The 22,803-nt window shown below is 71.4% G+C and carries 25 protein-coding genes; 9 read left to right on the top strand and 16 right to left on the bottom strand.

Features of this window, described 5'->3' with window-relative positions; all coding sequences use genetic code 11:
* Nucleotides 1–43: 43 nt before the first annotated feature.
* Nucleotides 44–910, bottom strand: coding sequence for a DMT family transporter (locus H9Y04_RS40020; RefSeq protein ID WP_187819164.1), 867 nt, complete (start codon nt 908–910; stop codon nt 44–46).
* Nucleotides 911–1,043: 133 nt separating this feature from the next.
* On the opposite strand from H9Y04_RS40020, the gene H9Y04_RS40015 reads away from it, so the two are divergent.
* Genes H9Y04_RS40015 through H9Y04_RS40005 form a run of 3 tightly spaced genes read left to right on the top strand, consistent with a single transcriptional unit; the run spans nt 1,044 to nt 3,541 of the window.
* Nucleotides 1,044–1,616 (top strand): helix-turn-helix domain-containing protein, encoded by a 573-nt coding sequence (locus H9Y04_RS40015; RefSeq protein ID WP_187819163.1) that lies wholly within the window; start codon nt 1,044–1,046, stop codon nt 1,614–1,616.
* Nucleotides 1,617–1,649: 33 nt separating this feature from the next.
* Nucleotides 1,650–2,207, top strand: a complete 558-nt coding sequence (locus H9Y04_RS40010; RefSeq protein WP_187819162.1) for a YbaK/EbsC family protein — start codon at nt 1,650–1,652, stop codon at nt 2,205–2,207.
* 5 nt (nt 2,208–2,212) lie between these two features.
* Nucleotides 2,213–3,541 (top strand): M28 family peptidase, encoded by a 1,329-nt coding sequence (locus H9Y04_RS40005; protein WP_187819161.1) that lies wholly within the window; start codon nt 2,213–2,215, stop codon nt 3,539–3,541.
* A 1-nt stretch (nt 3,542) separates the two neighbouring features.
* Here H9Y04_RS40005 and H9Y04_RS40000 read toward each other — a convergent pair whose 3' ends face one another.
* From H9Y04_RS40000 to H9Y04_RS39970, 7 genes are all read right to left on the bottom strand, one after another.
* Nucleotides 3,543–5,522 (bottom strand): APC family permease, encoded by a 1,980-nt coding sequence (locus tag H9Y04_RS40000; protein ID WP_187819160.1) that lies wholly within the window; start codon nt 5,520–5,522, stop codon nt 3,543–3,545.
* Between the two features lie 82 nt (nt 5,523–5,604).
* Nucleotides 5,605–6,333 carry a DedA family protein gene (locus H9Y04_RS39995; protein WP_187819159.1) on the bottom strand — a complete coding sequence of 243 codons (729 nt, stop codon included), beginning with the start codon at nt 6,331–6,333 and terminating at the stop codon, nt 5,605–5,607.
* Entirely contained in the window at nt 6,326–7,132 is an 807-nt protein-coding gene (locus H9Y04_RS39990; protein ID WP_308801831.1) for a lysophospholipid acyltransferase family protein, read from the bottom strand. Before H9Y04_RS39990 ends, H9Y04_RS39995 begins: the two co-directional genes overlap by 8 nt.
* Before the next feature lie 11 nt (nt 7,133–7,143).
* Nucleotides 7,144–7,899, bottom strand: a complete 756-nt coding sequence (locus tag H9Y04_RS39985; protein ID WP_187819157.1) for a GNAT family N-acetyltransferase — start codon at nt 7,897–7,899, stop codon at nt 7,144–7,146.
* Between the two features lie 196 nt (nt 7,900–8,095).
* Nucleotides 8,096–8,419 carry a FeoC-like transcriptional regulator gene (locus tag H9Y04_RS39980; protein WP_187819156.1) on the bottom strand — a complete coding sequence of 108 codons (324 nt, stop codon included), beginning with the start codon at nt 8,417–8,419 and terminating at the stop codon, nt 8,096–8,098.
* Entirely contained in the window at nt 8,416–10,392 is a 1,977-nt protein-coding gene (feoB, locus tag H9Y04_RS39975) for a ferrous iron transport protein B (protein ID WP_187819155.1), read from the bottom strand. The genes H9Y04_RS39980 and feoB overlap by 4 nt, the downstream gene beginning before the upstream one ends.
* Nucleotides 10,385–10,672: a FeoA family protein gene (locus tag H9Y04_RS39970; RefSeq protein WP_187819154.1), complete on the bottom strand. Its 288-nt coding sequence runs from the start codon at nt 10,670–10,672 to the stop codon at nt 10,385–10,387. The genes feoB and H9Y04_RS39970 overlap by 8 nt, the downstream gene beginning before the upstream one ends.
* Nucleotides 10,673–10,944: 272 nt before the next feature.
* On the opposite strand from H9Y04_RS39970, the gene H9Y04_RS39965 reads away from it, so the two are divergent.
* Nucleotides 10,945–11,637 carry a hypothetical protein gene (locus H9Y04_RS39965; protein WP_187819153.1) on the top strand — a complete coding sequence of 231 codons (693 nt, stop codon included), beginning with the start codon at nt 10,945–10,947 and terminating at the stop codon, nt 11,635–11,637.
* A gap of 493 nt (nt 11,638–12,130) precedes the next feature.
* Here H9Y04_RS39965 and H9Y04_RS39960 read toward each other — a convergent pair whose 3' ends face one another.
* The 4 genes from H9Y04_RS39960 to H9Y04_RS39945 form a co-directional block, all read right to left on the bottom strand.
* On the bottom strand, nt 12,131–12,718 hold the full coding sequence (locus H9Y04_RS39960; RefSeq protein WP_187819152.1) for a hypothetical protein: 588 nt from the start codon (nt 12,716–12,718) through the stop codon (nt 12,131–12,133).
* A gap of 87 nt (nt 12,719–12,805) precedes the next feature.
* A complete protein-coding gene (locus H9Y04_RS39955) occupies nt 12,806–13,444 on the bottom strand; it encodes a LysE family translocator (protein WP_187819151.1) in 639 nt (212 codons plus the stop codon).
* Between the two features lie 45 nt (nt 13,445–13,489).
* Entirely contained in the window at nt 13,490–13,930 is a 441-nt protein-coding gene (locus H9Y04_RS39950) for a DUF6086 family protein (RefSeq protein ID WP_187819150.1), read from the bottom strand.
* A 144-nt stretch (nt 13,931–14,074) separates the two neighbouring features.
* Nucleotides 14,075–14,476, bottom strand: a complete 402-nt coding sequence (locus tag H9Y04_RS39945) for a heavy metal-responsive transcriptional regulator (RefSeq protein WP_187819149.1) — start codon at nt 14,474–14,476, stop codon at nt 14,075–14,077.
* Between the two features lie 125 nt (nt 14,477–14,601).
* Between H9Y04_RS39945 and H9Y04_RS39940 the strand changes: the two genes are divergently transcribed.
* Nucleotides 14,602–15,585, top strand: a complete 984-nt coding sequence (locus H9Y04_RS39940) for an alkylmercury lyase family protein (protein WP_187819148.1) — start codon at nt 14,602–14,604, stop codon at nt 15,583–15,585.
* A gap of 160 nt (nt 15,586–15,745) precedes the next feature.
* Here the strand turns inward: H9Y04_RS39940 and H9Y04_RS39935 are convergent, their stop codons facing one another.
* From H9Y04_RS39935 to H9Y04_RS39925, 3 genes are all read right to left on the bottom strand, one after another.
* A complete protein-coding gene (locus H9Y04_RS39935; RefSeq protein WP_438818210.1) occupies nt 15,746–16,954 on the bottom strand; it encodes a YncE family protein in 1,209 nt (402 codons plus the stop codon).
* A complete protein-coding gene (locus H9Y04_RS39930) occupies nt 16,951–17,547 on the bottom strand; it encodes an ankyrin repeat domain-containing protein (protein WP_187819147.1) in 597 nt (198 codons plus the stop codon). The genes H9Y04_RS39935 and H9Y04_RS39930 overlap by 4 nt, the downstream gene beginning before the upstream one ends.
* A 158-nt stretch (nt 17,548–17,705) precedes the next feature.
* The gene (locus H9Y04_RS39925; RefSeq protein WP_187819146.1) at nt 17,706–18,269 is read right to left on the bottom strand and encodes a GlcG/HbpS family heme-binding protein; all 564 of its coding nucleotides are present in this window, start codon (nt 18,267–18,269) and stop codon (nt 17,706–17,708) included.
* A 305-nt stretch (nt 18,270–18,574) separates the two neighbouring features.
* On the opposite strand from H9Y04_RS39925, the gene H9Y04_RS39920 reads away from it, so the two are divergent.
* From H9Y04_RS39920 to H9Y04_RS39905, 4 genes are all read left to right on the top strand, one after another.
* Nucleotides 18,575–18,769, top strand: a complete 195-nt coding sequence (locus H9Y04_RS39920; protein WP_187819145.1) for a hypothetical protein — start codon at nt 18,575–18,577, stop codon at nt 18,767–18,769.
* Between the two features lie 216 nt (nt 18,770–18,985).
* Nucleotides 18,986–20,761, top strand: a complete 1,776-nt coding sequence (locus tag H9Y04_RS39915) for a SpoIIE family protein phosphatase (protein ID WP_236072025.1) — start codon at nt 18,986–18,988, stop codon at nt 20,759–20,761.
* A gap of 59 nt (nt 20,762–20,820) precedes the next feature.
* Complete coding sequence (locus H9Y04_RS39910) at nt 20,821–21,618, top strand: thymidylate synthase (RefSeq protein WP_187819143.1); 798 nt, start codon at nt 20,821–20,823, stop codon at nt 21,616–21,618.
* 44 nt (nt 21,619–21,662) lie between these two features.
* Nucleotides 21,663–22,172, top strand: coding sequence for a dihydrofolate reductase (locus H9Y04_RS39905; RefSeq protein ID WP_306660220.1), 510 nt, complete (start codon nt 21,663–21,665; stop codon nt 22,170–22,172).
* A 26-nt stretch (nt 22,173–22,198) separates the two neighbouring features.
* On the opposite strand, the gene H9Y04_RS39900 is transcribed toward H9Y04_RS39905, so the two are convergent.
* The coding region (locus H9Y04_RS39900) for a LutC/YkgG family protein (RefSeq protein WP_187819141.1) at nt 22,199–22,803 on the bottom strand (605 nt) is incomplete at its 5' end.

Genomic DNA, 22,803 nt, shown 5'->3' with positions numbered 1-22,803 from the left:
CTCAGCTGGTCAACCGCTCGCCGACAGCACCGTCCCGGCCCGGTCACCCACTCGCCAACATCACCGTCCCCACCAGCGCAAGCCCCGCCCCCGCCGCCTGCACCGCCCGCAGTCGCTCCTTCAGCACTCCGCGCGCGGCGAGTGCGGTGATCACCGGGTAGAGCGAGGCGAGTACGGCCGCGACGGTCACCGGGCCGTTCTGTGCGGCGATCGAGTAGGTGCCGTTGGCGGCCACGTCCGCCAGGCCCACGAAGGCCAGGGCGGGCAGTGCCGACCGCAGCACCCGGGTGCCCTCGCCGTGCGGAAGGACCTCCATGCCCCGCCGGTGCGCGACGTACAGGGCGGTGCCGCCGGCCGCGACGTTCGCGACCCGCTGGACGAACAGTGCGAGGAAGAGTCCGGTCAGTGTGGTCGAGGCCTCGGCGATCAGGGCCATCACGGCTCCGAAGCCGAAGGCGGCGAGCAAGGTCAGGAAGAGTGCCTGCCGTTGGACTGGAGCGCCACGGAACTGGGGCCCGCCCGCGAGGACGATGCCGACGACGGCGACCGCGATGCCCCCGTACTGGAGGAGTCCGGGCCGTTCGCCGAGCACGAGCCCGACGCCTACCGGCACCGCGACTCCCACCGAACCCAGCGGCGAGACGACGCCCATCGGGCCGAGCGCGAGGGCCTTGTAGAAGGAGAGCATCGCGACCGGGCCGACGAGTCCGGCCGCGACCGCGAACCACAGCTGCGGCCCCCACTCGCTCCAGCCGCCGGTGGCGATGACGACCGCGCCGAGCACCACGACCGCGATCGTCTGCGAGGCGACCACCACCGTCAGGGCGGGGATGCGTCGGGTCAGCAGTCCGCCGCCGAAGTCGGCGAGACCCCAGAGCAGGCTGGTGGCCAGGGCGAACAGTGCGGTCATGACGCAACCTCGCAGTACAGTGTGTTGAACGATTCGGTGCACCACACCGTAGTGCAGTCCAATGGACTCTGTCAGTCAAAATATTGGACTGCCGGTGCGATGGGGTGGCCGCGACCGCGGATTAGGGACGGGAATGTCGGATCTCGATCAGCTCACCCAGTCGCTCGCGCGCAACCTCAAGCGCTGGCGCGGGGAGCGGGGCTACACGCTCGACGCGCTGGCCGCCCGCGCCGGCGTCAGCCGCGGCATGATCATCCAGATCGAGCAGGCGCGTACGAACCCGAGCGTCGGCACCACGGTCAAGCTGGCCGACGCGCTCGGCGTCTCCATCACCACCCTGCTCGACTACGAACAGGGCCCGCAGGTACGGATCGTGCCCGAGGACCAGGTCGTACGGATGTGGTCCACGGACGCGGGCAGCCACACCAAGCTGCTCGTCGGCACCGAGGTGCGCGGCCCGTTCGAGCTGTGGGACTGGCTGCTCATGCCCGGCGACGAGAGCTCGTCCGATCCGCACCCGTCCGGCACCGTCGAACTCATCCATGTCACCGCGGGCGAGCTGACCCTGATGGTCGACGGCACCACATACCCCGTGCCCGCCGGATCCTCCGTCTCCTTCGAGGCCAACGTCGCGCACGCCTACCGCAACGACGGCGACGCCCCGGTCGAGATGACCATGGCCGTGCAGATCCCCCCGGCCAACTGACCTCCGTACGCAGGCGACTGTTAACTTGCCGTCATGCGCGCACCGATCGGAAATTTCGACAACGCCCGGCCCGCCCCCGACTGCCTCGACGAGCTGACCGCCCCCGTCGCCGACGCCGTACGGCACTGGCGCGGCACCGTGCCCGCCGAGCAGTTCCTGTACGTGGACACCGATCCGGCGATCGCCGACACGGCCGTGTTCGTGGAGCACTACGGCGCGAGCCTTCTGGACGAGTCCGCCAACTGCGTCGTGGTCGCGGGCAAGCGCGGCGGCGAGAGCTCCCTGGCGGCGTGCGTGGTCCTGTCCCGTACACGCGTCGACGTCAACGGTGTGGTGCGACGCCAACTCGGCGCCCGCAAGGCCTCGTTCGCGCCGATGGACCTCGCGACTGGCGAGACCGGAATGGAGTACGGCGGCATCACCCCGATCGGACTGCCCGCCGACTGGCCCCTGTTGGTGGACGCGGCCGTTGTCGACACCCCGTACGTCCTGATCGGCAGCGGACGCCGGCGCGGCAAGCTGATCGTCCCCGGCAAGGCGTTCGCCGAACTGCCCGGCGCGGTCGTCGTGGAAGGCCTGGGGGTCGAGTAGACCTCATGAGCCAGTGGCCGGGCACCGACGAGATGATGGACTGGATCCGTACGATCGTGGCCCGCGGCATCCGCCGCCCCGGCTACCCGGCGGACACCTGGACCGAGCAGTGGGCGGCACGCAAGCTGCGCTCGTTCGGACTCGACGTGGAGCTCGAACCCGTGCCGGTGCCCCGCTGGCTGCCCCGCTCGGCCGAGCTCACCGTCCGCCGCGACGGACAAGACGCCGTGGGCTGCGGTGAGTTGCGCGTGCAGGGCTTCCCGCTGCCGTTCACCGCACCCAGCCGCGGCACCACCGCACCCCTGGTCCGCCTCGCCGACGCACCCGCCCACCCCGGCGCCCTCGCCGTCGACGAGCTGCGGCTCACCGAACTGCCCCAGTCGTACGTGCGCTCGCTCGCGACCTCCTCGTACGACCCGGAAGGCGTCTTCGACACCCTGGTGCAGACCCTGCCGTTCGGGCCCCGGCTCAACCAGGTGGTGGAGCCGGCGCTCGCCGCCAAGTCGGCCGGATACGTAGGGGCGTTGGCCTTCCCCTGGGAGACGCGCGACTACTACGTGCCGTACGACGCCGTCGAGCGGCCCATCCCCGGACTGTGGCTGCGGCCCTCCGACACCCGCCGGGTCCTCGGTCTCATGGACAAGGGCCCGTGCACCGGCACGCTCACCACCAGCTCCCGGCTGACCGACGCGCTGAGCCACAACGTCGTGGCCACGCTGCCCGGTGCGTCCGACCACTGGGTGATCATCGCCTCGCATCATGATGCGCCCTGGGCCTCCGCCGTGGAGGACGGCACGGGGATCGCACTGGTCCTGGCCGCCGCGCGCCACTGGTCCCAGGTCCCGCGTGAAGAGCGGCCGCACAACCTGCTGTTCCTGCTCACCGCGGGCCACATGGCGCACGCCGCCGGCACCCGCGCGTTCCTCGAAGCCCACCGGGCGCTGCTGCCGGACGTCGTCCTGCAGATGCATCTCGAACACGCGGCCCTGCGCTGCGTACCGCAGGACGGCGGTCTGAAGCCGACCGCCGATCCCGAGGCGCGCTGGTGGTTCACCACCCAGGAGGCGCCCCTCGAACAGCTCGTGCACGAGAGCATCACCGCCGAGCGGCTGCGGCGTTCGCACATCCTCAAGCCCGATGTCTTCTCCCCGATGCCGCCCACGGACGGTGCCTTCTTCCATCCCGAAGGCGTACGGCTTGTGCACTTCCTGAGCGCACCCATGTATCTGGTCGACTCCGCCGACACTCTCGACAAGGTCGACACGGACGGCCTGCTGCCGCTGTCGCGTGCGGCCGCCCGGATCGTGCGGGGGACGGCGGGCTGGGTCCCGTAGGTCAGCCGACGTGCACGCGCGGCCGCCGTTCCCTGTTCGGCTCCGCGCGGCGCAGCACCTCGCGCGTGACCGGGGCGACCTCGCCGTCACCGAAGACCAGGAAGCGCAGGAGATGGCTGACCGGGTGGCCCTCGGTCCAGTTGAAGTACGCGTGCGGCACCTCGCCCGTACGGTCGCGCAGCGCGAGCAGCACCGCCGCGATCGCGTTCGGCACGACGGATGACTCGACGCGCAGCCGGCGTGCGCCGTGCTTCTCGTCGCCGTGCACGTCCAGATCGGCCGTGAATTCCGAGGAGTCGCGGATGAACACCTCGAGGAAGAGCACGGGGCGCCCGCCCGGGATGAACGTGGCCTCGCGCTGCGTGTACTCCTTCTCGCGGTACTCGACCGTGCTGTGCTCCTGCGGCTCGTTGGCGATGATCCGCAGCGGACCGCCCATCGCGGCCGCCTCGTCGATGAGCTGCTGTGCCTTCGCGTCGAAGGTCACCGTCGCGGCCCGCAGTTCGAACGCGCGGTGGATGCGCGAGGCGAGCGAGCTGATCAGGATCGCGAGGATGAACAGCGCCGCGATCCGGATGCCGTCCGGCCGCTCCACGACGTTGTCGATCAGGGTGTACGCGAGCACGGCGGTGATCACGCCGAAGCCGATCATCCCCTTGCGCTCACCGGCCTTGCGGGCCGCCGCGGTACAGGCGAAGGCCGCCGACAGCATCAGGACGAGGACGCCGGTCGCATACGCGCCGCTCTGGGCGTCGACGTCGGCGTTGAACCACAGCGTGATGAACACCGCGATCGCCATGAAGATCAGGACCAGCGGGCGCACGGCGAGCGTCCACTGCGGGGCCATGCCGTAGCGCGGCAGATAGCGGGGCACCAGGTTGAGCAGCCCGGCGAGCGCGGAGGCGCCCGCGAACCACAGGATGGCGATCGTCGAGACGTCGTAGACGGTGCCGAACACCTCGCCCAGGTTCTCGTGCGCGAGGAAGGCCAGCGCCCTCCCGTTGGCCTCGCCGCCCTTCTTGAACTCCTCCTGCGGGATCAGGATCGTGGTCGCCAGGCTGGAGAGCAGCAGGAAGCAACTCATGATCACGGCCGCGGTCGTGAGCAGCTTGCGGGTGCCGCGGATCCGGCCCGCGGGATTCTCGTACGTATCGTCCTTGCCGCCCTTGACCTGCGGCATCACCGCGACACCGGTCTCGAAGCCGGACATACCGAGGGCCAGCTTCGGGAACACGAGGACCGCGACGCCGATCATCACCCAGGGCGAGGAGTGCTCGGCGGTGGCCATGTCCCACCAGTTGTCGATCTGCACGGGCTCCGTGACCACCTTGAAGACCGCGGTCGCGAGCACCACCACGTTGAGCGCCAGATAGACGCCGACGAGGACCACGGCGACGCCGATGGCCTCACGGAACCCCTTGAGGAACACCGCGCCGAGCAGCGCGATCAGGAACAGCGTGATCCAGGTGTGCTCCCCGTCCAGCCACTGCGGGGCGAACGGGTTCTCCTCCACGTGGGCCGCGGCGTCGGCCGCCGACAGAGTGATGGTGATGATGAAGTCGGTGGCCGCGAACCCGAGCAGGATCAGGACGAAGATCTTCCCCGACCACCAGGAGAGCAGCCGCTCCAGCATCCGGATCGAGCCCTCGCCGTGCGGCGACTCCTTGGCCACACGCCGGTAGACCGGCAGGGCGCCGAGCAGCGTCAGCCCGATCAGGACGACCGTCGCCAGCGGCGAGAGCAGACCGGCGGCCAGGGCCGCGATGCCCGGCTGGTAGCCGAGCGTGGAGAAGTAGTCCACGCCGGTGAGGCACATGACCCGCCACCACTTGTGGCCGCGGTGCTCGGAGGGCGGTGTGCCGTGCGGTCCCGCGTGCTGGGCGGTCTCTGCGGTGAGGCCACCCAGGAGCCAGGCGCGGAAACGGCCGCGCGCGGAGGCGTCGGCCGGGGTAGCCGGGGTGTCCACCTCAGTGCCGGTCAATGCGTTCTCCCTGCCGTGCGCGGGCGACGGGGACTCCTGCCGCCCGCAGCGCGCCGCGCGCGGGAGGTGAGGCCAGTCGTGCTCACATCCTCACGCGAGTCGACAATCCGGGCGAACCGGGCGGCTGCGGACGGGCGGCAGGCCGCGGCCCGGGCGCTTCGGGGGCTGCGCCATTCGGCTGTACGGGGAGGGCTGGGGCACGTCGTCGTACGGAGCCAGTCGGTGTCCGGCGCCGGCGGACGCACTCGAGGACGAGGGTCAGCGCTGTGACCAGGCCGAAGGACAGTGCGAGCCCGTACAGCGGACGGTCCGCGAAGGCCGCACCGCCGAGCGCGCCCGCACAGACGGCGAGGACCGCCCACAGCGCCGTACCGAGCGCTTCGCAGGCGAGGAAGCGGCGCAGCGGATAGCGCAGCGCGCCGGTGGTCAGGCCGACCGCGACGCGGCCGCCGGGTACATAGCGGCCCGCCACGATCAGGAGCGGGCCGTGCCGTGCGACGGCCGAGCGGGCCCATGCGTACCGGCGGCGGCCCCGCTCGCCGCGCAGCAGCAGGGGGATGAGGCGGGGGCCCGCACGGCGGCCGAGGAGATGGCCGCCGACGTCGCCCGCGAAGGCGCCGACGGCGGCGAGCACGGTGAGCAGAGTGAGTCGACCGGGGTCGGGGCCGATGAGGACGGCGGCGGTGATCACCGTCGTCTCGCTCGGCATGAAGGGGAGCAGGGCGTCGAGCGAAGCGGTCAGGAAGATGGCGAACCAGAGCCAGGGGGAGTCGAGCAGCTGCTGCAGGGTCTGGACGTACTGGTCAAGCATGGGCGGCGGGGGAGAAGGACGGCAGGGCCGCGGCGGTCGCGTCGCCGAGCACCGCCTGCTGCGCCGCATGGGCCAGGGTCCGCCGGTCCCAGCGGGGACCCGGCAGGAGCGGCTCGTGCGTGTCGACCCGCACGGTCAGTCCGTCCGCCCGCGCCACCCGGTGGAGCGAGGGCAGGAAACCGTCGTCGCCGACGAACGCGGCCACCGTCGTCGGCGTCCCGTGCTGCCGGTAGCCGAGGGTGACGGGCCGCACCGGCGCCTTGGCGTCCACGGCGGCCTGGAACATGGCGCGGCGGAACGTACCGCCGTACTCGGAGCACCACGTCGTGGCCTGCGGGAAGACGGCCACCGAGCGGCCGGCGAGGAGCATCTCGCGGACCAGGGCGACCTGGTGCGGCAGGCGCCGCACGGCGTCGCGTTCGATGAAGCAGGTGCCGGCGCGGCGGGCCAGGGTGCCGACCACGGGCCAGCCGGCGACCTCGCGCTTGGCGATCAGCGTGACCGGTTCGCGGGCGAGCAGGGCGATCACGTCGAGCCAGGAGATGTGGTTGGCGACGATCAGCGTGCCCGTGCGGCCGGGGACGCTCAACTCGCCCTCGCCGCCCCGCCGTCGGATGTCGAGGGCGGCCAGGAGGTGGCGGGCGCGCAGGCGCAGCGCCTGCGGATCGGTGAGGGTGTGGCGGTGGGCCGCGGTGCCCGCGATGATCGCGGTGAAGTCCGTATGGCGGCGCAGCGCCGTGCGCGCGGACACCGGGCCGGTCCGGTGCTCGACGCAGCCGGTGGTGCAGGGAGACTGCACCGCCCAGGCGTTCACCGTCCCTCGCCGAGGAAGTAGCGCCGGTAGCGGTCGCTCACGTTGACCATCGGCAGCAGGACGTAGAAGTCGGCGACGCCGAACTCCGGGTCGTGCGCCGGGGCCCCGCACATCCACGCGCCGAGCCGCAGGTAGCCGCGGAGCAGCGGCGGCAGATCCGCGTACGACGGGGTGCCGCCCAGCGGACCCGCGGGCTGCCACGGCCGGTGCGGGTGGACCCGCAGATCGGCGGGCGCGGCGTGCTTGGCGGTGCCGAGCAGCCAGGCGCTGGTGGCGGCGCGGCCGCCGTCGTCCAGCGGTACGGAGGCGCAGCCCGCGAGGTATTCGTGGCCGGAGAGCAGTACGTAGCGGGCGAGCGCCGACCACAGCAGATTGATCACGGCGCCGGTGCGGTGGTCGGGGTGGACGCAGGAGCGGCCCGCCTCGACGAGGTGCGGGCGGATCGGGGCGAGTGCCGCGAGATCGAACTCGCTCTCCGAATAGAGCCGCGCGCCGCGGCCCGGCGGTATCAGCCGGTACGTGCCGACGACCTCGCCGCTGCCGGTCTCGGTGACGATCAGGTGGTCGGCCACGGCGTCGAACTCGTCGATGTCCAGGCCCGGTTCCGGCGAGTGAAGGCGCGCGCCGAGCTCGCTGCCGAAGACGTCATGGCGCAACCGCTGGGCGGCGCGCACCTGTTCAGGGGTGTCCGCGATCGTGACCGTATAGGCGGCGGAGTCGACGGTTACAGTGGACAGTGCAGGACTGGGCATGGTGAAACCTGCTCTCCATACGCTGGGGAAGTCCGCGCGCATCGAGTCGCATCGTCCGCGCGGATTGCTCATGTCGTGCACGGGCCGTCGAGTTGCCGCTCGGCGGCCCGGTCCATTCCACCGTGCAGCCGAGCGGTGAACGCGTCAAAGATTCCTGACAGTTGTCAGGGAAGAATGAGGGAAAGTAAGGGTCGTGTCAGGGCCCTGGCGCGTCGGCCGGCCTGATCGTGTGCAGCAGCGGACGGCCGGTGAGCCCTGGTGACGTACCCGGGGGCCCTGACGGCTTACGCGTCAGCCCTGGTGACGTACAGGAAGCGCGCAGCGTGCAGCCGCCGCATCCGGCCGGTGGGCAGCCGCCGGAGACGGCCTCGCGGGTGAGCACCCCGCGGCCCACCCAGTAGTCGACCATCGCGGCGGCCTCGTCCGGTGCGACGCCGATCCGGGCCGCCACGTCCTCCAGGGAGCCGCCGCGGTGGATCTCGACGAGGATGCGGCGCAGCGGGCTGACGGTCCCGTTCACCACCACAGGCTCCCGATCTGGAACACGGCGATCGCGAGCAGCCAGGCGACGGCCAGTTGGATGCCGGTGGACAGGAGCGTCATCCGGCCGCCCATCTCGTGCCACTGGGTGGCGATCGTGGCCATGCAGGGGGTGTACGCGAGCAGGAACACCAAGAAGGCCAGGACCGCGGGCAGCGGATGGCCGCCGGAGCTCTGCTCGAAGGTCTCGTGCAGACGCGTGCCGAGTTCGCCGGCGTGGTCGGGGCCCTCGGGCTCGTCCGCGCTGTAGGTCTGGGCGACGGTCGCCACCACCGCCTCCTTCGCGACGAAGCCGGTGCCGAGCGCGGCGGCCGCGTGCCAGTTGTCGAAACCGGCCGGTGCGAAGGCCGGGGCCGCGGCCCGGGACATCGCACCGAACACGCTGTGCTCGATCGGCGCCTCGCCGAACGAGGTACCGGACGCGGCCCCCAGCGGAATCGCCGAGAGCAGCCACACCGCGGTGACCGTGGCGACGATGACCCCGGCGGCGGTCTTCAGGAACCCGGCGAGCTTCTGCCAGGTCTGCGTGCCGACCACGCGCAGGGTGGGCAGGCGGTACGGCGGCAGCTCCAACACCAGGGCTTCGCCGTTCAGTTCACGGAAGAGCGTCTTGCGGAGCAGCATCCCGATCCCGACCACGAGCAGTACCGAGAGCAGATACATCGCGAAGACCACGGTGCCCGCGGTGCTCCCGAAGAAGACCGCCGCGAACAGCACGTACACGGTCAGGCGCGCACTGCACGAGACATACGGGATGATCATGCCGACGAGCAGCCGCTGGCGCCGGTTGCCGAGAATGCGAAGACCCGCGAGCGCCGGCACATTGCAGCCGAAGCCCACGATGATCGGCAGGAACGCGCGGCCGGGCAGCCCGAGCCGGCGCATGAGGCGGTCCACGACGAACGCAGCGCGGGCCATGTAGCCGGAGTCCTCGAGCAGCGCGAGCAGCACGAACATGATGACCATCAGGGGGACGAAGGTCAGCAACTGCCCGACGCCGCCGATCAGTCCGTCCACCAGGAGCCCGCGCAGCCAGTCCGGCGCGCCCGACAGCGCACCGGAGGCCGCATCGGTGACCGGGCCGTCCATGAACGCCCCGAGTCCGTCCTGCAGAGGTTTCGCGAGCGTCGTCGTGGCCGTGAACACACACCACATGGCGGCGAGGAACGCCGGAATGCCGAACCAGCGGGAGGTCAGAACCCGGTCCACCCGGTCGGAGAGGGTGAGCCCGGCGCCCGCGCGCTGTATGCGTACCACTGCGAGGACCTCGTGCACCCACGCGTACCGCGCTTCGGCGGCTGCCAGTTCGGGGTCGTCGTCCTGGGGCACGTCCAGGTGGAGGGGGCGTGCGGGGCGGTGCGCGTCGAGCTCCTGCCGTACGGCGTCGGCGAGAGCGGCCAGCCCCTGGCGCCTGCGCGGCACCACGGGGATCACCGGCACGCCCAACTCCCCTGCCAGGGCCGCCTCGTCGACCGTGATCCCGCGGCCGCGCGCCACATCCGTCATGGTCAGGGCGACCACGCAGCGCACCCCGGTCTCCAGGATCTCGGCGAGCAGATACAGATTTCGCGCCAGATTGGCCGCGTCGGCGGTCACCACCACCAGGTCCGGGCGGCCTTCGGCGCCCGGGTCGACGAGGAGGTCGCGGGTGAGCTCCTCGTCCGGGGAGCGGGGGACCAGGCTGTACGTGCCGGGGAGATCGACCAGATCGACCGGCGCACCGTCCGCAGGGCGCCAGGTGCCGCGGGCGACCTGGACGGTCTTGCCGGGCCAGTTGCCCACGTGCTGGCGGGCGCCCGTGAGGGCGTTGAACAGGGTCGACTTGCCGACATTGGGGTTGCCGACGAGGGCGACTACGGGGGCGCCGGGGGTGCGGGTGTTCTCGGGGGTGGGGCTGCAGGTGGGGGTGATGAGGGGGGTGGTGGTGGGTGTGGGGGTGCGGGTGTCAGGCATGGGGGGCCGCCCGTACGGGATCGGTGAGCGGCTCGATCACCGGCTCGTTCATCGGATCGTTCACCGGCTCGATGCTGACGGCGTGTGCGGTGGCGTCGTCGACCGCGACCCTCGCGTCCCCCAGCGCGAGCAGCAGCCCGCCGGTCGCCCCGCGGCCGACCACCCTGACCTCCGCCCCGCGCACGAACCCGAGTTCGGCGAGGCGCAGCCGGTCCTGTGCGTCGGTGGTGATCCGCCGGATCCGGGCGTGGGTGCCGGGGGCGCAGCCGCGAAGGGTCACTGGGGCCTGGCCTTCCTGGAGACGTGTCCGGAGGCGTGTCCGGGGACGCGCTTGGGGACGTTTCTGAGGTAAGCCTAAATTGCACTTTTCATCCGATTCGCTGGATTCGGTCAAGCTTGGGTCAAGCGGTGCAGGCGGGGAGCACCGGCCCTGTCGATGGGCCTGGGAGCGACGGGACTTAGGCCCCTTCGGCGTGAGGCGCGCGTGAAGTCGGCTGCGTGCAAAGGGGGAGCACCTGGAAGGCCGCCTGCGCGACCGTCACCATGGTGGCCATGACCTTCGCCTCCTCGGACGCCGAGCCCCGTCAGGGCCTCGCGGACCGACTCGCTCATGTGCGCTGGATCGCCGGCGGTACGGCCGGCGGCAAGAGCACGCTGACCCGATTACTGGCCGAGCGACACAACGTCGAGGTCTACGACGGCGACCGGGCGGAACACGCCTGGCTGGAGCGCAGCACACCGCAACGACACCCTCACTTCACCGCACTGCGGGACCTGCCGCCCGGAGCCATGTGGCGCGAACGCACCGGACAGCAGGTGTTCGAGAGCATGCCCGGTCTCCACGGTGAGACCGTCGGCTTCCTTGTCGAGGACCTCCTCGGCTTCTCCGGCGACCGCATTGTTCTGGTCGACTACTTCGGTGTCCTGCCGGAGCACATCGCACCTCTGCTGCGATGGACGCACCAGGCCGTATTCCTGCTCCCCACAGCCGAGTTCAGAGAGAACGCACTCGCCACCCGCTATACCGACCGCTCCCGCGCCCGGGGCAACTGGGGCAACGAGGATCCGGCGGCCACATTCGCCAAACGGCTGGTACGCGACGCGCACTGGGACCGCGAGGTCCGCAGGCAGGCCGAGCTCCACGACCTCCCCACGATCACGATCGACGGGTCAGTCCCCGCGTCCGTGATGGCCGACCGCCTCGCCCTCCGATTCGGCCTGAGGGCCCCCGATCGCGACAGGTAGCCCGGGGGCGACCGACGTCGAGCCGTTTGCTTGGATCAGCCCTATGACGGACTGGTCCCAGCTTCACCACGCCTACGGGAGCGCCCAAGACGTTCCGGCGCTCCTCGAAGCTGTCGGCCCCGACCTGCAGGACCCGGGGTGGGACGCGCTGTGGTCCCGTCTGTGTCGTCAGGGCACTGTCTACACGGCCGGTGACGCGGCAGCATGTACATGGTCCACACCCCCGCCAAGGCTCTCCCTCTCGCACCGCAGAGCCCTTCAGGGATGCAAGGCCCGGCCGGCAGGCTGCACACGCGCATCCTCGACGACGGCCACCCTGACCTCGCCCACCAACTGACCTACGTCTTCGGACGTGCGCAGTCCGCCGAGAGCGCGTGCCGGGCGTCGGGTCGCAGGCGGGGGTTCAAAGACAGGCTCTCAGCGTCGCCGAGGCCGTCGTCGCCCGGCGGGGAGCCTGACACCAGGGGCAGCAGACTCGGCACGGGTGGCACCGTCAGAGCTTGCCCGCGAGGAGTACGGTGCGGTGGCCGCCCAGACGGCGTGCGATGTCCGCGACGAACTCCCGGCGGAGTGCGGGCCAGTTCCAGAACGTGAGGCCGAGATGGCCGAACGCGAAGCAGTCGTCGGCCCAGATCCACGTGTGCACGGGAGCGGTCCGGTCGCATGACGGGCACGCGACGGGCTCGTCGTCCCCGTCGGGCCAGGAGTTCACCGCGTCGCTGAACCGGTCCCAGTTCTCGTCGATGGGTGACCAGTACTGGTCGACGAGCGGCAACTCCGCCGCGCAGTGCGGGCAGGTGACGGCCGAGGGCTCGCCCTGACCGGCGTCGAAGACCGTGCGCTCCACGGTGACATGCAGGCCGTTGCTCCACAGATTGATCAGGTGGGGATCCAGCTCTTCGACGGCTTCGCCGTAACGCGGCCCTGGCGCGTGCCCGGCGTCGGCGCCGAGGACGCAGTCCGTACGTTCCGCCGAGACGAAGCCGTCCGCGATCAGCCAGTCGAGGACACTCGTCGCGAGCCCCTGCGCCTCCTGCGGCGTGGCCTCGGTGTCGACGATCGTCTGGAACCAGTCGCCCATGATCTCCCCTTCAACGCTCCTGCCTGCGTACCGTACGTCCCGCCGCTGACAACCGGCATCTGCGGACTTGTGGTCGGCCGGGGCGAGTCAGTCCTTCCGGCCGGTCGTGGCGACGGTGACACCGAGTCCGATCATGGTGAGCCCACCGATTCCGCCGACCAGGGAGAGCCGCTGCGGTGAACGGGCGAACCAGTCACGAGCGGTGGCCGCGACGAGGCCCCACGCCATGTCGGAAGCGACAGCGATGATGTTGAAGACCAGGCCGAGCACCAGCATCTGAGCCGCGACATGTCCCTGCCCGCGGTCGACGAACTGCGGCAGCACGGCGGCGAAGAACACGATGGTCTTGGGGTTCGTCACACCGACCGCGAACCCCTCCCAGAAGGTGCGTCGGCCACCCTGCGCAGCCCCCGTACCCGTGACCGCGGCATGCAGCGAACGGCGTTCGCGCCATGCCTTGACGCCGAGGTACACCAAGTAGGCGGCGCCGGCCAGCTTCAGCACGGTGAACACGAGCACCGAGCGTTCCACCACCGACCCGACGCCGAACGCCACGGCCACGATGAGCACATAGGCGCCGATCGTGTTCCCCACGACCGTGGTCAGTGCGGCGCGGCGCCCCTGCGCAAGCGCACGCCCGATCACGAACAGGACGCTGGGACCGGGGATCACGATCAGCAGGAACGACATGGCCGCGAAGGCGAGCAAACGGTCGGACGACACCATGAAGCCATGCAAGCACGGGGAGAGTTCGCTCTTCCAGCGGGTTTCTCAGCGGGCCATGCCCCGGTCCATCTCCCGCGCCCGGGTGTCCAGCGCGGCGGCGACGGTCCCGGTCCGGGGAACGCCCGGCACCTGCACGTCGTGCGCGACGCCACCACATACATGGCCGGATTGCGGCTCGGGCATCTCCACCTCGATCCCCGCGCGCCGCGCGAGCGCCAGGGCTGTGGCCACGAACCCCTCGGAGAGCGCGAGGATCACGGAGTGCCCCGTCCGGCAGTGCCAGTCGACGAGGCTGCGGGTGAACTCCGCGTACAGCTCCGGATCGATCGCGAGTGTGTCGGGGTCGCCCCAATACTTGCCCTGGCCGATTCCCGAGGCCGGCCCGAGCTCGGCCTCGAAGACCTCGACCTGCTTGAGGAAGAGGCGCCCGGCACCGTTCGACGGGTTCCACAACGTCTCGTCGCCGATGTCGAAGTACATGCTCATCGCAGATCCCCTCGGCCGGTGCCCCGGGACACGGTAGGAGAGCGTGGGCGTACCTCGCACCTGGGTCAATCGGTGCGGTGGAGCGCCAACTCGCTGGCCTGGCACAGGAAGTTGACCTGTTGGCGCCGGATGGAAGGCATTCGGTCAAGGGGCGGGGGTGAGGATGGTGCAGGTGCCTGCCTCGGCGCATTCCGATGGGTCGGTCTCCGCGGCGCGGGTGGCGAGGGTGCGCAAAGTGTCGCGGGTGCGGCACAGTTCGCGCAGGCGGGCTTCGATGTCCGCCAGGTGTTCGGTGATCAGGTGGGTGACCTGGGCGCACGGCACCTGGCCGCTGTCGCGCAGCGTGAGGATCGAGCGGATCTCGGCGAGCGTGAGCCCGGCACCCTGGGCCTCGCGGACGAAGGCCAGGCGGGTCGCGGCCTCGTCCGGGTAGTCGCGGTATCCGCCGGAGGTGCGCGGGGGTTCAGGCAGCAGACCGACCTGTTCGTAGAAGCGGATGGTCTTGGTGGTGAGTCCGCTGCGGGCCGCGAGGTCGCCGATACGCATACGTCCAGGCTATGCCCTTGACCTTCCAGTGCACTGGAAGGTCTAGCGTCTCCGACAGGGTGAAGTCGCCCGCAGCAGGGCGAAGTCGTCCCCGGCTGGGCGAAGTCGACGGAAGGGACGGGGAGATGAGGATCAGGCTGCTGGTGGTTCCCGGGTGTCCCGGCGAGCGGCCGGCGCGCGAGCGGATCGCCGCCGCGCTGGCCGGACTGGCGCAGGAGAAGGCGAACACGAACGAGGTGTCGATGGAGACGGTCGAAGTGCGGGACGAGGAGGAGGCCAGGGCGCTGGGGATGGCAGGGTCGCCCACCATCCTCGTCGACGGTGTGGATCCCTTTGCGGATCACACAGAGGCCCAGGGAGCGGAGTCGAGTCTGTCCTGTCGGCTCTATCGGGGCGCCGACGGGACGGTCGACCATGCGCCGGGCGTGGAGGCTTTGCGGGCAGCCCTGTCCGGGGGCTGTGACTGCTGCGACAGCGGTCTGTCCGCCTTGGTCGGCCGGGGCGGGAAGGGGCGCGCCGCGCCGGCCGAGCGAGGGCTGCGGGCGGTGCACCAGGCGGTGCTGCGGCACTTCGCCGAGACCGGCCGTGCGCCCGGAGAGGCCGAGTTGGCGGCGGTGGCCGCCGCTCATGGGCGCAGTGCCCGTGACGTTCTGGCCGAGCTGGCGCGCGAGGACTTCCTCACGCTGGACGACGCGGGCGGCATCCGCGCCGCGTATCCCTTCTCGGCTGCGCCCACTGTGCACCGCGTACGGATCGACGAGGTCGAGGTCTGGTCGATGTGCGCCATCGACGCGCTGGGCATCCCGTCCATGCTCGGCCGCGACCTCACGATCACCTCGACGGACCCGGTGAACGGTGCGCCGGTGACCGTGAACTCGCGTGCGGGCAAGCTGACATGGGAGCCGCCGAGCGCGGTCGTCTTCGCCGGGATGAAGCCCGGCGGTGGCACCGCGGCGGAGGTCTGCTGTCAGACGGTGGGGTTCTTCAGCGGGCCTGATACGGCGAGGGCCTGGAGTGCGGCGCATCCGGACGTGCCGGGGGAGATCATCGGTCACGCCCGCGCCGAGGAACTGGCGGCGACGACCTTCGGGCCGCTGCTCGCGGATTAGCAGGCGCCCCTGTTGGGCGACCCTCAAGGACCGACGGGCCGCCGCCCGCTTTGGGCGAGACTCAGGGACCGACGGGCCGCCGCCCGCCCAAGCCCCCGCCGGGACTTGGGCGGGCGTCCTCCGCACCCCTGCGGTTCCTGAACCCTCCGCACCGCCGGCGTCAGAGAACGGCGATGCCCAACGGCCGCTCGCCGGCCGCCAGTCGGCGCGTATCGCCGCTGTCGAGGTCGACGACCGTGATGCCGTTCCAGTAGCCGTCGCGGGTGAAGCCGCCCGTGACATACGCGGTGTCGCCGTCTGCCGAGACCGCGACGTCCTCGTGCGGGCCGTCGAGCGGGATGACCTTCTCCTTGCCGTCCGGGGCCCGGACCGTCAGGGAGGGGCCCTCGTCGGTGCTCGGGTCGATCGGTCCCGTGCCGACGGCGAGGAGTGTGCCGTCCTCGGTGATCTGGACGCCGTGCTGGTGGGTGTTCGCGGTCATCCGCTCGATCGTGGACCTGCCCGTGTCGGGGTCGACCACGACAAGGCGCTCGCCCTCGAACGGCAGGAGCAGTTTCCCGTCGGACGGCCGTACCGCCGTGTAGTGCGGCTTCAGCCAGGAACCCAGACCGCCCTCGGTGCCGTACGGGGCGACCTCGATCCGGCGCGTGTCCATGGAGTCGGGGTCGACCACCGTGACATCGAAGGAGTCGTGGTCGGTCGCGTACACCTGCGAGCCGTCGCGCGAGACATCCACGTCGAAGGGGCGGCGTCCGACATCCGCGGTGCCGGTGACCTTCAGGCTGCGGGTGTCGATCGCCTCCACCGTGCCGTTGCCGCCGGGGACGTTGACGCCCACGTAGACCCGGTCGCCGTCGGGCGCGAGCGCGATGCCCATGCCGCCGCCGCGGTACTCGCCGCCCGTCGCCTCGCCGAGGTTCCCCGTCTCGTACGGGATGAGCGCGAGGCGCTTGCGCTGATCTGTGTCGACCACCGCGACGCCCTCGGCCGTGGCCACCCAGGCCCTGCCGTCCTCGCCGACGGTCAGACCGTACGGAGCCGTGCCGACCTGTACGGAGTCGATGGCGCCCTTGCCGGGGTCGACGAAGGTGACGGTGTCGGCGCCGAAGTCCGCGACGAGCAGCGTCCCTTCGGGCGTCTCGGCACGGGCGCCGTCGGAGGCTTCGGGCGCCTGGGCGGTCGGCGCCGCCGACGGGGTGCGGGTGGTCGGTGCATCGGCCTCGGACTCACCTTGGGAGCAGCTCGCGAGCAGGGCCGCGGCGGTCAGCGTGACGGCCGCGGCGGACAACGTGCGCGGGATGCGCCCCTGCGCCCTGCGGCGGGACGCCTTCGCGTGAAGTCGGGACACCTTCGCGTCGCGCCGCGTCACCGTACGGCCCTCAGCAGTCCGGCGATCTCGTCGAATCCGCGCCGCTCGGCGTGTTCGAGCGGCGTCATGCCCTCGCTGTCCGTCAGGCCCGGTGAGGCACCCGCCGTGATCAGGAGTTCCACGATCTCGTGGTGCGCACGGCCGCCGTCGCCGAGGATGACCGCTTCGAGCAGGGCGGTCCAGCCGAGCCGGTTCACGTGGTCCACGTCGATGTCCGTCTCGCGCAACACCGCCCGTACGTAGTCGACATGGCCGCGCTCGGCCGCCGGGATCAGGGAGATGCCGCCGAAGCGGTTGACCAGCTTCAGGTCGGGGTTCGCGGGCAGCAGCGCGCGCATCATGCGGACGCTGCCGGTGACACCGGTGACCAGCCAGGGGCTGTCCGACCGTTCGTCCTGCGCGTTCGGGTCGGCGCCGGCGGCCACCAGGGCCTCGGCCGCCGCCACGCAGTCGTCCGCCGCGGCGATCAGGAGCGGCGTACGGCCGTGCTCGTCGCGGCGCTCGATGTCGGCGCCGTCGGTGAGCGCCGCACGTACGGCGGCGGGGTCGTCCGAGAGGACGGCGGCGAGCAGGGCCTGATCGGCAGGGGACATGGTGGGGCTCCTCGGACGGAGGTCGAAAGGTGACCGACGGCGTGCGGCGGCGGGGGAACCGCGCACGCCGTCGGTGTCCGGTCCGGCGCGTCCCGCACCCACCGACCCGGTGGACGGACCGGGGCGGTGCGCGGCGGGCGCGCCGGAAGCGGGGTGCGTCAGCCGGTCAGTGCGGCGACGCCGGCCTGGGCGATCTTCTCGTCGATGTCGCCGGAGGGGGCGCCGGCCACACCGATGCCGGCGATCGGGCCGCCCTTGGCGGCGACGGGGGCGCCGCCACCGAGGAAGAGGGTGCCGGGGATGTCCTTCAGGGTCGGCGCGGACTCCAGGCGCTTGACCAGCTCGGACGTCGGGGCGTTCCAGGAGACGGCGGTGAACGCCTTCTTCTCGGCGGCCTCGTAGGACTGCGGGCCCGCACCGTCGCCACGCATGGTGAGGATGGTGTTGCCGTTGCGGTCGACGACGGCGATGGAGACGCGCTGGTTCTGCTTCTCGGCCTCGTCCAGGGCGGCGTCCGCGGCCTTCGCGGCGGCCTCGATGGTGAGGTGGTTCGTCTGGATCAGGTTGCCGTCGGCCGCGTCCGCCGCGACGGCGGCGGCCGGAGCGGCCTCGGTGGCGGCGCCGGCGGAGTACACGCCGAACCCGCCCGCCGCGATCGCGACGGCCACCGCGCCGCCGGCCATCACACGCGTACGCCGGGAAACCTTCTTGACGTGCTTCATCGCCGAAATCTCCTGAGTTCGATGGGTCTCGCGGTCCGGCCTGTGCGGCCGTTCCGATGACAAGACCCATCCTCGATCGGCGAGCGCCCCCGCCCCCTCGACGTACCGGCTCGCAGTGGCGCGCGGGACGGTTGACGAAGGGGTCAGCCGATCGGCTGATGCGAGGCCTGCGGCGTCGTGTGTACGTGGCGTGCTGATGCCAAGGCGACCACCCGTCGGTACGATCACCCGAGTCAAGTCACCGTCCGCTCAAGGCCGTTGAGCCGGTGCGGGCCGTGACGGGGAGCAGAGGGGGACGGGGGAACATGTCGACTGCTGTGCAGAGGGCGCTCGGAGCCGCGTTGGTCGTGGCCGGTCTGGTGCTCGTCGCGTTCTTCGCGGACAAGGAGATCGTCTGGTTCGAAGGCCGGCCGCTCGGCATCGTGCTGATCGTGATCGGTGTGATCGACATCGGCGAGAGCGTGTGGCGCGGCAGCTCACGGGGCCGGCGCGCGGACTGACCTCGTTCGTGCCGGGCGGACTGACCTGACCACAGCCCGCGCGGACTGACCTCGTTCGTGCCGGGCGGGCTGACCCGACCACAGCCCGCCCCCGCACTCGGCGGCCGCCCGCCGGGCACGGCCACCGCCTGCGGATGCGGGATGCCCCGAGGGCACCCCAGCATGGAGAGGCACATGGCCTGCCGCAGCGGTGGGCGAGGACGAGGAGGTTCGGCGTTGGACACCGAGCCTGCGCGTACCGCCGCCCGGCGGCCGCTGATCTCGCTGGACGGCGAGGCCGTACTGGCTGCGGCGGACGTGGCCGGCGCATGGCGCCTGGCCGGTGAGTACCGGGTCCTGCGCGCGATCGTGGAGGGCGCGGCCGCGGGTATGGCCGTCCTCGACACCGAGCTGCGCTACCTCTACGTCAATCCGCACATGGCGCGCATGAACGGCCTGCCGGCCGAGGCCCATCTGGGTCGCACCCTCACCGACGTGCTGCCGGGCGTGTACCGCTCGGACACCGTGCTGCGCAGGGTGCTCGCCGACGGCAAGCCGCGTCAGCTGATCGGCCGGGGCCGCACCCTGGCCGACTCCCCGTACCGGCATCGGGAGTGGCGTTCGACATACCACCGCCTCGAAGACCGCGACGGGCGCGTCCTCGGCATCGTGGGCATCGGCCTCGACGTCAGCGGCCCGCGCCAGGACCTGCGCGCCCTCAAACGCTCCCACCGCAGGCTCGACCTCCTGGACACCGCGACCCCGAAGATCGGCACCACCGCGGATCTGCAGCTCACCTGCCAGGAACTGGCCGACGCCGTGGTGCCGGGTCTCGCGGACGCCGCCGTGGTGGCGCTGCGCCCGGGCGACGCCGTCCCCGAGCGCCGCCCGCCCGCCGGTGTCCTGCGGCTGCGCCGGATGGCCCTGGCCGCCGCCCCGGCCCTGCGGCAGGCGATGCGCAAGGCGGCGCTGCCGGGCACCCTGGTCGACTATCAGCCGGGCTCCGCGATCCAGCAGTGCCTGGAGTCGGGGCGGCCCTGGCTGCGCAACCGCATCTCGCCGCCCGAGTGGCGCGCCCTCGCCGCACAGCCCGAGCTCGCGGACGCGTACATGGGCGCCCGCGTGCACTCCATGCTGGTGGTGCCGCTCAGCGTGGCCGGCGCCGACGGTCCGTTCCTGGGCACGCTCACCCTGGCCCGCGCCCACGACAGCCCACCCTTCACGCGGGACGACGCGGACATCACCCGCGAACTCGCCGCCCGCGCGAGCAGCGCCCTGGAGCGGGCCCGGCGTTTCTCCCACGAGCACGCCATGGCCCTGGAACTCCAGCGCTCCCTGCTCACCCCGCCCGGCATCCTGCACCCCGGCATGGAGACGGCCGCCCGCTATCTGCCCGCCGACGACCGGGCGCTGATCGGCGGCGACTGGTACGACGCGATCGCGCTGCCCGAGGGCCGCATCCTGCTGGTCATCGGCGATGTGATGGGGCACGGTGTCGAGGCCGCCGTCGCCATGAGCCACTACCGCTCCAGCCTGCGCGCCCTGGCCTATGCAGGGCTCGCGCCGGCCGTGATCCTCAAGCACGCCGACCGTCTGGTGGCCGAGTCCGGCTTCGAGCGCGTGGCCACCTGTCTGCTGGCCCTCGTCGACCCCAAGACCTCCCAGGTGACGTACGCGAACGCCGGCCATCTGCCGCCGCTCGGGCTCTGTCCCGCGGGATCCGCCGTACAGGGCCCGATCCCGGTCGGACCGCCGCTCGGTACGGGCATGGGCACCTACCGCGCCCACCAGGCACCTCTTCCCGAAGGCGGCGTCCTGCTCCTGTACACGGACGGCCTCGTCGAGCGCCGCGACGAGGACATCACGACGTCCCTGGAGCGCCTCAGGGGCGTACGACTGCCCGCGGACGGTCCGCTCGAGACCTTCCTCGACGACGTGCTCGCCGCGGTGAAGGGCGACGGCCAGGAGGACGACATCGCCCTGCTCGTGGCCCGCCTCAACGTCTGCGGATAGCGCCCGGCACGCGGACCCTGCGCACGTCCAGGCCTTTGCGGACAGTAGACTCGCCCGCTGTGGCGGACACCCAGTACGAAGACCTGTTGCGGCTTGCACTCACCTCCGGAACGGCCAAGGCCGACCGGACGGGCACCGGTACCCGAAGCATCTTCGGGCACCAGTTGCGTTACGACCTCTCGCAGGGATTCCCCCTGGTCACCACCAAGAAGGTGCATCTCAAGTCGATCGTCTACGAGCTCCTTTGGTTCCTGCGCGGCGATGCGAACGTCGGCTGGCTGCGTGAGCACGGCGTGACCATCTGGGACGAGTGGGCCGATGAGAACGGCGATCTCGGTCCGGTCTACGGCGCCCAGTGGCGCTCCTGGCCCACCCCCGACGGCGGGCACATCGACCAGATCAGCGAGGTCCTCGAGACCCTGCGCCGCGACCCGGACTCCCGCCGGATGATCGTCTCCGCCTGGAACGTCTCCGAGCTGTCCAAGATGGCGCTCGCCCCGTGCCACGCGTTCTTCCAGTTCTACGTCGCCGACGGCAAGCTCTCCTGCCAGCTCTACCAGCGCAGCGCGGACCTGTTCCTCGGCGTGCCGTTCAACATCGCGAGCTACGCACTCCTCACGCACATGGTCGCCCAGCAGACCGGCCTCGAACCGGGCGACTTCATCTGGACCGGCGGCGACTGCCATATCTACGACAACCACATCGAGCAGGTCACCGAGCAGCTCTCGCGCACCGCGTACGAGTTCCCACGGCTGAAGCTGCGCCAGGCCGACTCGCTGTTCGACTACGCCTATGGCGACGTCGAGATGATCGACTACCGGCACCACCCGGCCATCAAGGCGCCGGTCGCCGTATGAGCACTGGGCTGAATTCCGGTCCGGGTTCCGAGCCGAACTCCGGGCTGAAGGTCGGGCTGATCTGGGCGCAGGCGCTCGACGGTGTGATCGGCGCGGGCAACACGATCCCCTGGCGGCTGCCCGAGGACCTCGCGCACTTCAAGGCGACCACCCTCGGCCACCCCGTGGTGATGGGCCGCAAGACATGGGACTCGCTGCCGCCCCGTTTCCGCCCGCTGACCGGCAGGCGCAACATCGTGGTCACGCGCGACCCGCAGTGGGCGGCCGAGGGCGCGGAACGCGCCGGGTCCCTCGACGAGGCCCTCGAACTCGCCGCGAAACCCTACGAGTCCGAGGTCCCGGAAGCGGTCTGGGTCATGGGCGGCGGCGAGATCTACCGGGCGGCCCTGGGGTACGCCTCGATGCTCTCGGTGACCGAGGTCGACGTGACGGTGCAGGGCGACACGTACGCCCCCGAGGTGGACGCGACCTGGCAGACCGCCGAGGACGGCGGCTGGCAGTCCTCCAAGACCGGGCTGCGCTACCGGATCCGGACGTATACGCGGACGGTCTGAGCGCCCGCACCGTTCCTGCTGCCCGCTTACTCCTCCTGCACCAGTACGACCTCCAGCGTGCGCGGACCGTGCACGCCCTCCACGCGGTCCAGCTCGATGTCGCTGGTCGCGGACGGTCCCGAGATCCACGTCAACGGGCGTACGGGGTCGAGGAGTTCGACCGCCTCGGGCAGTGAGTCGACGATCTGGTCCGGTGCCTGGATGACGCAGACGTGGTGGTCCGGGATCAGCGTCACGCGGCGGCGCCCCTGTCCGGGGCCGCCATCGAGGACGATGGTGCCGGTTTCGGCGATCGCCAGGGCGCAGCCGGTCACGATGCTGTCGACGGAGTCGAGGACGTACGGGGTGTCGTCGGCGCGGTCGGGCAGCAGCTCCGCGCGGGTGTCGGCCAGCCAGCCTTCGGGCAGTCCGTCCGGGACGACGACGCTGCGCCGGCCGTCGAGCAGCCGGCCGAGCAGCGTGGGCAGTCCCGCGCTGTCGGTGCGGTGCACGAGGGCTCGGTAGTCGGCGAGGTTCGCGGCGAGCAGGTCGGTCCTCTGGGCGGGGGAGCGGGAGCCGTGCTGCTCCAGGTAGTCGCGTTGCACCGCGTTCTCGTAGGGCTCGGATGGCTGCTCTCCGACGGCTCGCCGGA

This window comes from Streptomyces polyasparticus (assembly GCF_014493765.1).
Classification (GTDB): Bacteria; Actinomycetota; Actinomycetes; order Streptomycetales; family Streptomycetaceae; genus Streptomyces; species Streptomyces polyasparticus.
The sequence above is the reverse complement of the archived record's forward strand: the minus strand, read 5'-3'. Positions and strand labels throughout refer to the sequence as shown.